Raw genomic sequence first — 12,106 nt, forward strand, 5'->3', positions numbered from 1 at the left:
CAATTTATTATTAAACCAATTATTTACCCCACCAAACTTTTGTATAAATAGGAACCTGTGCAGGTGTATTAGAGTTTCTGCTTCTCTCAAAATCAGGATACACAAATCTCCTCGGAAAATTGCCTGCACCTGTTACGCCATTTGGTGTATAAACCAATTGACCCGGGGTATAACCTGCTTCTGTCGAATAGACTGTGGTGGTTTTAGGATATCCGGTTCTGTTTTGCTCAAAGAAAGCCTCTAAAGCATGCGAGCCAAATAAGGATGCCCATTTCTGAACAATAATCGCTTCCAGATTTACTTCTTTATCAGCTGATGCCGGATATTTATATGTTGTCGATAGTAAAGTAGTTCCATCTAAACCAAGTTTACTAAATGCTGTTTTAACCCCATCGTTATAAAGTACTTCAGCTCCGGCACCACCAAAATAGCGCAAACGTGCTTCGGCTTGCATAAAATAAGATTCGTCTCTGGAAATTAGCGGAACAGCATCTGTTGCGTTTACTACAACATTAACAGCATTATTGTACTCGGGATGAGCTGCCGCTCCAAGGTAATCTCCCTGATTGATAGAAATCGGGGTGGCCTCTCCAAAATACACTTCTACTCTTGGATCCTGGTTTTTAATTAACCATGAAGTAAATGTAACACTTGCTTTTAAGTTATCAGGTGTATTTAACCTCCTGAAATTATACTCATAAAAAGGATTACTCTTATTAGGTACATCTGTAAATATATCCACTTTTGCATCTTCATCAAGAAATTTAGCCCCATCCTGGTAAAGCTTTAATATGCCAGCTTGTGCTTCAGCAGGTTTAGCATTAACCATTCTTAAATACATTTTCAGTTTTAAGGTATTTGCAAATTTTTCCCAGCTAGCCATAACATCAGCAGATGTTCCTTTTTTTCCGAAAACAAAATCTGTTTTAATCTGGGCATCTGTAAGTGGCGCTGTTTTATAATCTTTAGCCAGCGCAGCATTAATTTCAGCAATTAATGAAGTGTAGATAGTATAACCGTCATCAAATTTAGGCTGAAGATTTGCACCAGCCTTAAGCGCCTCCGAATAAGGAACTTTATCAAACAAATCGACCAATACTTCGTAAGTATAGGCTTTCATTACCGTATTCATCAGATTATATCTCCAGTCTTGCATTTCCACTGATTTGGTAATACCCAATTGATAATCGGTCAAAGCACCTGCAAATAATTCAGAATAAGGTCCGTTAATGAAATTAGATGTTGCCTGAACGTCATAAGAATCTACGGTTCTGAACTGGCTTGAATTACTGTTTTGGGTCCAAAACTGTGCCCATAAGCCTCCAATAATCGACAAGTCGCCACCAGTTCTGGATACTGTCGAAATAACTGCAGAGGGAAACAGAGTCTCAACCGTAGCAGATTCAACAGGGGGGTTGTTCGGACTTTGGTTAATGTCGAGTTTCTTACAACTCGCAACAATCAACAAAGTCGAAAAAGCTAAAACTTGCGTTTTTCTTATTATATTTTTCATACTTAGATGCGATTAAAAGGTTAAGTTTAAAGAAAGACCAACATTACGAACAGATGGCCCTGTTCTGAACTCTCCAAACTCACTGGTTAAATCATTACCAAAGTTAGAAACCTCTGGATCAATAGTCCTGTTCTCTCTTGGCAACCAGGTAATCAGGTTACGGCCATAAACAGTTAGTGTAGCCCTATCTGCTCTGATTTTTTGAGCAATCGATTTTGGCAATGAATAAGATAATGTGATATCTCTTACTTTTAAGAAGGTTTTATCTAAAATTCTGTTTTGATAGGCAATTGCTTTACCATTATTGGTATAATATAATGCATTTACGTTTCCTTCAGTAATAGGCGTTGTATTTTCTACGTAACTTACTCCACCTCCAGGGTTATTAACCTGAACAACCGAATTAGGAATAATAAATGTTCTTCTATCGTTGTATAAGGTTTTGATATCATTACCCACGAAATTCAACAAATCTGCTGTTCCTGAATAAAACACGCCACCCTTACGATAATCTAAGGTAAAACCTAAGGTAAATTCTTTAAATTTAAAAGAGTTGGTTAAACCCATAATGAAGTCACGTTGTGAAGTTCCATAACTTCCATTATTGTCAGCAAGCAACGGGAAACCATTACTGCCTACAACGATTCTACCTTGTGGATCGTATTTTGCAACAGGGGCTTCTAAAACGCCTAATGGCTGTCCTACTCTTGCCACAAACTGAGCATCGTATGCGGTGTTTAAAATTAGTTTATCTAATCCATCAGGCAGCTCCAATACCAGGTTGCGGTTTCTTGTAAAGGTATAGCCAATATCCCAGGTAAAGTTCTCGTTTTTAATTGGTGTACCTGTTAATGCGATCTCCACACCACGGTTACGAACCTTACCAAAATTTACTACTCTTGAAGTTACACCTGATGATGGCGCAGTAACAACAGGGATAATCTGATCTTTAGTTACACGGTTATAATAAGAAACATCTAAACCTAAACGGTTATTAAAGAATCTGATCTCTCCACCAAACTCTGTTTCTGTACTGATCTCAGGTCTTAGATCCGGATTATTTAACACGTTAGAAACAGAGTAGCCTGGTACGCCGGCAATTGGGAAGATGATGTTACCAAAGCCTAATGCTGCGCTTGTTCTGGATAAAGTATTGAAAATGCGGTAAGGATCAGTATCACTACCGGTTTGACCAACCGCAGCCCTAACTTTCAGGAAACTGATGTTTGCAGATGATAAATCTACAGCATCTGATACCACAACAGCTAAGTTTGCGCCAGGATAAAAGAAGCTTCTGTTATTAGCAGGAAGGGTAGAACTCCAGTCGTTTCTGGCATTTAAAGTTAAAAAGGCATAGTTTTTATAGCCTAATGTAGCAGAAGCATATACACCAAATAATCTTCTTTCACTTTCTGCACTTGTACTAGTTGGATCGTTTGCACTATTGTTAATCTGATAAAAACCTGGGATAGCTAAATTCTCTACTCCAGTATAAAGCGAACGGTAGCCTCTATCGTTATAGTTAACACCTATTAAGCCATTGAGATCAAAATCGGTTCCGAACTTTTTAGTAAAAAGGGCATTGAATTTCGAATCGTATTCAAAGTATCTTTCTGCGCCTTCAACTACGTTACCAACACTCTCTTGCCTAACAGCACCTTCATCATTTCCACCGCCAGCCCAGCTACCAATAGCAGGATTGTTTTTTGCGTTCCAGAACTTAGTTGCGTTGTTGGTTAGATCGGCTCCTTGTTGGAACTGGAACGATAGCCAATCTGTTACTTTAAATTTAGCATCTACGTTCCCATAAAAACGATCACTTTTAAAACGCGAGCCATTTTCGTAAATAGAGTAATACGGGTTTTGCGCAAATGGACTAAAATAATTATCTACATTGTAGAATTTATTATTGTAATCTTTAAAATTGGTAAACGGATAATCTACAGGAATTTGTAATAAATCTTCATAAAATGACGACCCTATACCAGATACTGCCTGACCAGTTTGAACGGCCCTGGTATTCTTGCCAACATAATTTGCAGAAGCGGTTATAGTAAGTCCTTTATACTTGGTTGAAGCATTTAATGACAAGTTATTACGCTTATACATGTCGTTCGATCCTGGTAAAATACCATCGCTATAGATGTTACCGTAAGAAAAATGGAAAGTTGAGGTTTCGTTACCGCCGCTCAGTGCCAAAGTATTGTTAAACTCCTGGCCTGTATCAAATGCATCACGGAAATTATCCTTAACAGCTACAAATGGTTTTGATTCCTGATCGCCGTTAACAATTGGGCCCCAGGGTCTGGTCATACCATCCAATTTCGGCCCCCAGCTTCCGTTTTCAGCTAACCAGTTCTGCTTGCTCCAACCTTGACCATATTGATCCTGAATACTTGGTACAATAGCAACATTAGTAAAAGAAGCTGCCGAGCTCAGGTCAATTTTTAACGCGCCTGCCTTGCCTTTTTTAGTGGTAATTAAGATTACACCATTTGATGCCCTAGATCCATACAATGAACTTGCTGCTGCTCCTTTAAGGATACTGATCGTCTCAATATCGTTTGGATTGATATCGTTCGCACCATTTCCAAAGTCGTAGTTCTCAGAAATATCTCCAACAGAACCATCTGCTGACGTACCTCCTGGCCTTGAGTTATTGATTGGAACCCCATCAATTACGTAAAGCGGCTGGTTATTACCACCAACCGAAGAGAAGCCTCTTAAGATCACTTTACTCGATCCGCCCGGAGAGCCTGAAGTAGTAGAAATGTCTACCCCGGCAACTTTACCCTGCAAGCCTGCAACCGCGTTGGTTGGGGCACCCCTGTTGATGTCGTCTGTTCCAACTTGAGTAGAAGAGTAACCTAAGGTTTTCTTTTCTCTGGAAACCCCTAAAGCGGTAACCACTACTTCTCCAAGTTGTTTAGAATCTGAAGATAAAGCTACATTAATTACAGTTTGAGAGCCAATCTCCCGTGTTTGAGTTGCAAAACCAATAGATGAAAATTCTAATGATTTTGCTGTAGATGGAACTTTTAATGTGTACTTTCCACTAGGATCAGTCGATGTTCCTAATGTTGTTCCTAGTACTTTAATGCTGACTCCAGGAATGGGCAATTTGTCATCTTGCGCCGTAACTGTCCCCGTAATTGTTCGATCCTGTGCATTCGCGGAAATCGCAAGCAGCATCAGCATGAACAAACTCTGTAGAAGTTTTTTCATCGTTTTAAATAGGTTAGTTAAATGTTCGGTAAATTTAGGCTTTGCTATCGCTCAAGCCAAGATATTTTTAACATTTTTTAACATAACCCACTTACTGAAAGCATATCTCATTAATAATCAAAAAGATACATTTGTATTATTTTAGTGGTTATTTTTGGTATAATTGATTAAAAATGACTAATATCCACAAAAAATTATATTCCCGAATAAGGTTTTTCCACCCTCCCAGAAGTTTCTAAACAGTGGGTCGTTAGCCAAATAAACTACCTGACCCCGCCCGAAATCCTGGACACCAATTAAAAGCCCGGTTTTAAGCTCTTCCCTTGCTTTTTTACCAACTACGCCGGCCATTAAACTTTTTTCGTTAATTAAACCCACATTCCAACCTTTAACAAAAGGTTCATAAATCTTACGGTCTGTTTTTAAACTGTAGTAAGTTTTACCCAAACCATAGGAAAACGGGTGACTAGCATCGAGATTAATCCGATAAATTGCACCGGGTATGGTAGTTTCGAAATCATCTCTGTCCTTATCCTTGAAAAGAAGTTTGTTTGCCTCTGGCTTTTCATCTTTTTTCACAGCCGCTTCCTTCTTTTTAATATCAAATCCTTTTTTCTCGAATACACTTTCGATTGCATCTTCCATCAAAACCAATCTTCCTCCTTTATTTAGCCATGCGGTTAAACCATCACCAATAAAAGCACTATAACTTCCATCCGGCAAAATCAAGGTGTTTACCTTATTAATATCCAGGTTATTCAGATCTTTAGCATTAATAATACTTGGTGAAAGATTTAGATCATGTTCAAGAAAAAACCAAGCTTCGCCAAACGCGAGAGAAGAAACCTCCATACCAGATACAATGGCAATTTTAGGCTGTTTTAACAATGGATAAACATTAGAGCCAAAATCCTTTCCCTTCTCTACAAAACCACTGCTAATTGCCTGAATTGGCCTGTTCAAGGTTTTGGCGATCGATGCAACCTTATCTTTCATCCCTTTGATCTGCCTTTCATTTTCTGCCCTCAACACAATTAGGGTTCCGGCAGGATAGTCTTTACCATTTACAGAAAAAGGCTGATCGGCCTGTCTAACTTTTATATTTTCTTTTTGCAGTGCCGTTAAAACCTGAACATCTTCGCTTGTTCCCCAGCTAAATAACCAGGCTAGGGGCTTCTCAAGTTCATTATTGATTATCTTTGGCTCTTCAATAGCTGAATATTTTCCTTTAATACTTTCTTTACTGGCATAGCCTTTTAATCCATACACATAAGGTAGGGCCCATGCTGTAATATCATAGGTATTAGAGTCGGTTACGAGGGTTTGGGGCTCTAATAAAACGTTAGCCAAAACTGCCCTTGGCTGCTGAATATTAACAATTAAATCGTTACGCGCGATGCTAAAATTTTCTTCCTTTTGGGTATCATAGTCATAACCTCTTCCCGTTTTATCGCCACCAAAAGCAAATTCGATTTTATTTTTGCTTAGCAGTTCGGCCAATTTTTTTAAGCGGGACAAATTCGTCGCTTTTATGATATAACTTTTATAAACCCCAGGACTATTGGCTAATTCCTGCTGAAAATATTTTTTATACTCCTCTAATAATTTCTGATGGTTTAAGGAGGTTACTTCAAGGGTCGACATTCCTGTTGTAAAGTGGTGCGCGATACGGTCTTTTAAGGTTAAGGTATCGCCATCATTGGTTACTACCGATAATCCTGCCCTGATTCCACCCTGCTCATAGGTCATACCTATTGATCCGTTGTACAAGGGATAAGTATCACCATAAGATGGATATAGCAAATCAAAACGCTCTTTGGTGAAGTATTGCCAACCTTCTGCATCAAAATACCTGGCGTTATTTTTACCTACTACCACCTGGAAACTTTTTTGCCAAGGTGTAATGTCCTGGTGAACCGGTTCTGCTGCCGGTGCAAAATAGTAAGGCTCATTATAGCTTTGCTCATGAAAATCGACATGTACCTGAGGCATCCATTGGTTATACAGCGCTAACCTTTGCTGGCTTTCAACCTGTGTTTGCCAGGCCCAATCGCGGTTTAAATCGAAATAATAATGATTTGGCCTGCCGCCCGGCCACGGCTCTATGTGTTCTCTGGATAATGGATCGGAATTGGGTGTTTTACCCACTACACTATTAAAATAATTCACATAACGGTCTCTTCCATCGGGGTTTAAACAAGGGTCAATCACAACAACTGTATTTTTTAACCATTCTGTTGCGGGTTTATTATTACCCGAAACTAAGGTATAAAGCATCTTCATTGAAGTTTCAGTTGAGTTTGCCTCATTACCGTGCACATTATAACTTAACCAAAGTATGGCAGGTTGATTTGTTAAATCGACGCTATTATTTGTACCTGTTGCCAAAACTAAATTGTTATTTCTGATCTGTTCCAGTCTGGCTATATTTTCTGCCGAAGAAATGACTGCAACCATTAACGGTCTGCCTTCATTGGTTTTACCATATTCTATCAGCTTCATATTTTTAGCAGCAGCTGCAGCAGTTTGCCTAAAATAATCGGCTACTTTATGGTGAGGAGTAAAGTGCGAACCTAGCTCATATCCCAAAAAATCGTCGGGACTTTTTATTTGGCCATAAACACTTAGATTAATGAATAATGCAATGCAAAACAGAACGTATCTCATGAAAAATTAATTGTTGAATCAATTATACATAAAATAATCTTGATTTTAATCTGGCAAATTATATCATTCTTGTGGTTTAAACTCAGTATAAGTAGACCTTGAAACAAAAAAAGGCAATCCAGAACCGGATTGCCTTTAAAAAAGGTCAAAAAAAGTTAATTAGCCCACCAAACCTTAGTTGAAGTGGCTATACTTTGCTGTGGTTGCGGGTTTGAGGTGATTTCTTGCGAAGGATAAGGAAAGCGCTGTGGGATATAAGGCTTAAATGCATTTTGAACCACAGATAAGGCAGGATAACCTGTTCTACGCCAATCGTTATACACCTCCAGCGATAAAAAATCGGCAATGTATTTTTCGCCAATTATTGTTTTTAAAGGCACTGAAGGATCAAGTGTTGCATGAGCAGCAAGATAAGTAGCCTTATCTGTTGCAGCAACTTTTAGCATATCCATGTGAGCGGCAATGGCACTATTGTATATCGGTGTGGCCGCAGCTGCTCCTGATTTGTAAAGTGTAGCCTCTGCTTTAATAAATAATGCTTCAGCATAGGTTGCCAGGAATACCGGAGCTGCTGAGCCGCTATCGTTTCCATCTATAAATCCACCGTAAAATGTTCCCACGGTCGCATATATAGTTGGATCTGTTGCAGCAGCAGTACCACTTGTTCTTCCAATATAGTTGCTCCCCGAGCCTTGATTTGCCAATATCGGTAGTCTTGGATCATTATTTGATTGTAGAATATTAACTAAATACGAAGATAAGACAACCCCTCCCGCACCTGGTAATGTATTCTGATACCATGGGTTTTCAGCTTTCGCCGTTCCTGCATAGGTTAGTGAAGCATTATCTGCATTTGAAGCAAAACCGTTCTGAAGGGCTGTTAGCGCCAGATCTGCTTGTGTTGCTGCATTGTAACCTGCCGCTTTGCTTAATCGAAGATAGTATCGTGCCTTAAGTGTATAGGCAAACTTTTTCCACGCAGCTAAATTTCCGCCATAAATAAAATCATCAGAACCTACAAGTTTGCCTCCAGGAGGTGTATTCAATTTAGCAATAGCCTCATCAAGAGTTGATTGAATAATTTTATAGATACTTTCTTGAGAATCGTATGCTGGTTTTACACCATTTAAAGCTTGGAAAGCCTGTGTATAAGGAACATCTCCCCATAAATCAGTACAAACAGCTAAATTATAAGCTAGTAATACTTTTCCTACACCCGAATAGCCTGTGTTACCTTTCTGATCGGCATTACTAATCATCGTACGTAAATTATAAAAGATAGCTGGGTAAAGATCAAAACTCCAGGTATTGTTTACGTCTGTCGGGGTAATGCGGTAAGTGTCGATGTTTGGCGATTCCTGATTTAAGGCCAACTGCTGTGTCCAATAAGCTGTAGTAACCGACGGGTAACCAGCCGCAATTTGAGTAGTAGTATAAAGCTCAATCGGTGACAAAATCAACGATTCCTGCACCTTTGTCGGATTATTTGGGTCTTGATTAACATCAAGAAATTTCTTACAGCTAGTAACAGAAAGCAGTAATAAAATTGTTATTGAATAATATATGATTTTCATGTTCTTCGAAATTAAAAAGTAACTTTTATAGCGAAATTATAGCTCCTGTTGGTTGGCGTAACAAAATTGGTAAAACTTGCCCCATTGCCCGTTCCATACAAGCTCACCTCTGGGTCTGAACCCGTATAATGTGGTGCGTAAAGCCATAAATTTCTACCTGTAGCTGAGATACTTAATCCTTTAAACGGCGTTCTCTTTAAAAAGGACGGATTAAAGGTATAGGCTAACGTTACCTGTCTTAATTTATAATAAGTACCGTCTTCCACACCAGTTTCATCAACTACACTTTCATTATTTTGATAATACCCCTGATCAAGCTTTGCCACAGTTGTATTTACCGCACCATCACTTTCTCTAATTCCATCAAATACTTTAGTTGCTGTTCTATCTTCAGTTTTTTTGGTTGTTCCATAAAAATCTAAATAATGGCCATCTAAATTATATACATCACCACCATACCTCATGTCAAATACTGCAGACAGGCTCAATCCTTTATAAGTGAAAGTTGTTGTTAGCCCTGCATTCCACTTTGGTGTTGTATTTCCAATTACGCCAAGTTGGTCATCAATAATTGGATAACCCTCATCATCAATTAGCATTTTGCCGTCATTATTCCTTTTATACCTGGAACCGAATATTACTCCATATGGTTGGTTTTTATAGGCAAAAATACCTGGGTTTGTAAAACCTGCAAATTGTATATTATCAAGGCCCTGGCCAATTTCAGTAACCTCATTTTTGATTTTAGAGAAATTAAGGCCAATATTCCAGGTAATATCCTTTGTTTTAACCGGTGTGCCGTTAAGTATTAACTCTATCCCTTTATTGTACATACTTGCTGCATTGATCGTAGCTGCATTAAAGCCCGAAGATGGTGTAATGGGTGTAGTTGTGATTAAATCAACGCTTTTTTTGTCGAAATAAGTGGCTTCTATACTTAATCTACTTCTAAACATCTTTAGCTCAAGCCCTGTTTCAAACTCTTTTAGTCCTTCATTTTTAAGATTTGGATCACCATAAGTATTGGTTAGCAAAAATCCATTTTGACCTTGGTAAGGGAATTCTATATTTGAAATTACCGGGTGTACATAAGTGGTATTTAAAGCATAAGGACCTACATTATCATTTCCTACATAAGAATACGACACCCTGATTTTACCGAAATTCAATATGGCATTATCTTCTAGATGAAGTGGTTCCGTAAAAATAAAGGCTGCAGAGGCAGAGCCGTAAGGATAATAGTTTTTATCCTGGCTTAACACCGAAGTTCCGTCATAACGCCCAGTTAATGATAACGATAGCATTCTTTTATACTCTGTTGTTAACTGAGCATAATAGCCAACTTTTCTTTTGGTGTAATTATTTATAGATGATATTTGAGTGGAGGCATTATTGATGTTGTAAAAATCAGTAACAGATAAGCCTACTCCTTTATCGAACACATTCCTTTGAGAATTGCTTAAAATATTGTTACCTACAAGTATGCTACCAAACCAATCTTCATTAAAGTTCTTTTTGGCCTCAACAATAATGTCATTATTAAACTGCTTGTAATTTATTTCACGGTTATACATTTTACCATCTGCAGATTCTCCACCTACTATTCCTGGTGCTTCATGATAGTTGCTAACATCATTGTAAATGTCAGCGCCTCCGCGTTCGGTTATGGTTAACCATGGTAAAGGATTGTAGCTCACAGTAAGTACCGGTAAAAAACGGTTAACCGCAGAAACAAACTTGGTATTATCCACCAACCAGTATGGATTATTCCTGGCCGCCCGGTATACCCGCTGTGAACCATCAGGATTTGTTGTCGGGAACGGATTCCATGAGATAGGAGCAGCATAAACAGTCCAATATGGGCTAGCTAATCCATTACCTTCAGCCAAACGGTTATTTACAGAATTAACATAGTTAAACTGACCGGTAAGGGTAATGTCTTTTGTTATTTTGTTAGAAAATTTTGTAAACAATGAATGTCGTCCAAAATCTGTCGATGGTACCGTTCCATTAGTTTTTAAATAGGAGTAAGAAACGAGATAAGTTGAATTATCTGTTGAACCATTTACAGCTAAAGTATTATCTGTTGTAAAACCTGTTTTAAAGAATTCCTTTCTGGGATCATGTTTCTCTACAGGCTGTCCGTTTACCATTAAACCATCGATAAGTGGTCCCCATGAAGATGAACTTAGCTTGCCATTATTTCCATCAACATAAACGCCATTGCTACCTTGCGCATACTTGTCCTGAAACTCAGGAAATATAGGATTATCAAACGTTACACCAGAACTTAAGGCTACAGATGGTTTTCCTTTTCCTGTTTTAGTTGTAATAATTACTACACCTCTAGCTGCCGCAGCACCGTACAAAGCACTTGCTGCTGCTCCTTTTAATATTGTTACGCTTTCAATAATATTCGGATCAATATCAATGGCACGGTTTGATGTTCCTCCGGCACTTAGCGCACCATCAGGATTACCTGCTTCAGAGTTATCAATAGGCACGCCATCCAGAATAAAAAGTGCTCCATTTTCTCCCGTCAATGATGTATTACCCCGGATTACAATTTTTGAAGATCCTCCGGCTGCACCACTTGAGTTTGTAATCTGAACACCCGCCACTTTACCCGCTAAGGCATTAACCAGATTGTTTTCTTTCGCGTCTACCAAAGCGCCTCCACTAACCTCTTGTGTAGAATAAGTTAGTGTCCGTTTCTCTCTTTTTATACCCAAAGCCGTTACTACCACCTCTCCTAAAATTTTCGAATCTGTGAGTAACACAACATTAATTATATTGGAAGCTCCGATACTTACAGTTTGTGTAGAGAATCCTAATGAAGAGAATTGCAAACTTTTCGCTTCCGAGGAAATTTTTAAGGAGAATTTCCCATCTGCTCCGGTTGATACGCCTATATTGGTACCGATTACTTTTATACTTACCCCGGGGATTGGCGCACCATCTTCTTTTGATGTAACCGTGCCCACAACAGTTCTTTCTTGCGCCATCGCAATAGATGCAAACAGCAGCAGAACGAACAAACTTTGTAATAGTTTCTTCATGTTTTATGTCTAGTTTAGTTAATAATGACCAATAAGCAAACCTAAATTTTCTTATTGGTATATGAATA

The 12,106-nt window shown here is 38.6% G+C and carries 5 protein-coding genes; all 5 read right to left on the minus strand.

All coding sequences use genetic code 11. From position 1 onward, the window contains the following. Positions 1-19: 19 nt before the first annotated feature. Positions 20-1,513, minus strand: coding sequence for a SusD/RagB family nutrient-binding outer membrane lipoprotein (locus tag ACN9MR_RS22750; protein WP_426326819.1), 1,494 nt, complete (start codon positions 1,511-1,513; stop codon positions 20-22). A gap of 12 nt (positions 1,514-1,525) precedes the next feature. Further along, positions 1,526-4,738, minus strand: coding sequence for a SusC/RagA family TonB-linked outer membrane protein (locus ACN9MR_RS22755; RefSeq protein WP_426326820.1), 3,213 nt, complete (start codon positions 4,736-4,738; stop codon positions 1,526-1,528). A 177-nt stretch (positions 4,739-4,915) separates the two neighbouring features. Further along, positions 4,916-7,405: a M14 family metallopeptidase gene (locus tag ACN9MR_RS22760; RefSeq protein ID WP_426326821.1), complete on the minus strand. Its 2,490-nt coding sequence runs from the start codon at positions 7,403-7,405 to the stop codon at positions 4,916-4,918. 155 nt (positions 7,406-7,560) lie between these two features. After that, on the minus strand, positions 7,561-8,979 hold the full coding sequence (locus ACN9MR_RS22765) for a SusD/RagB family nutrient-binding outer membrane lipoprotein (protein WP_426326822.1): 1,419 nt from the start codon (positions 8,977-8,979) through the stop codon (positions 7,561-7,563). Positions 8,980-8,990: 11 nt separating this feature from the next. Next, entirely contained in the window at positions 8,991-12,038 is a 3,048-nt protein-coding gene (locus ACN9MR_RS22770) for a SusC/RagA family TonB-linked outer membrane protein (RefSeq protein ID WP_426326823.1), read from the minus strand. Positions 12,039-12,106: the final 68 nt, after the last annotated feature.

Origin of the sequence: Pedobacter sp. R-06, from assembly GCF_049913135.1 — a bacterium.
GTDB lineage: Bacteria > Bacteroidota > Bacteroidia > Sphingobacteriales > Sphingobacteriaceae > Pedobacter.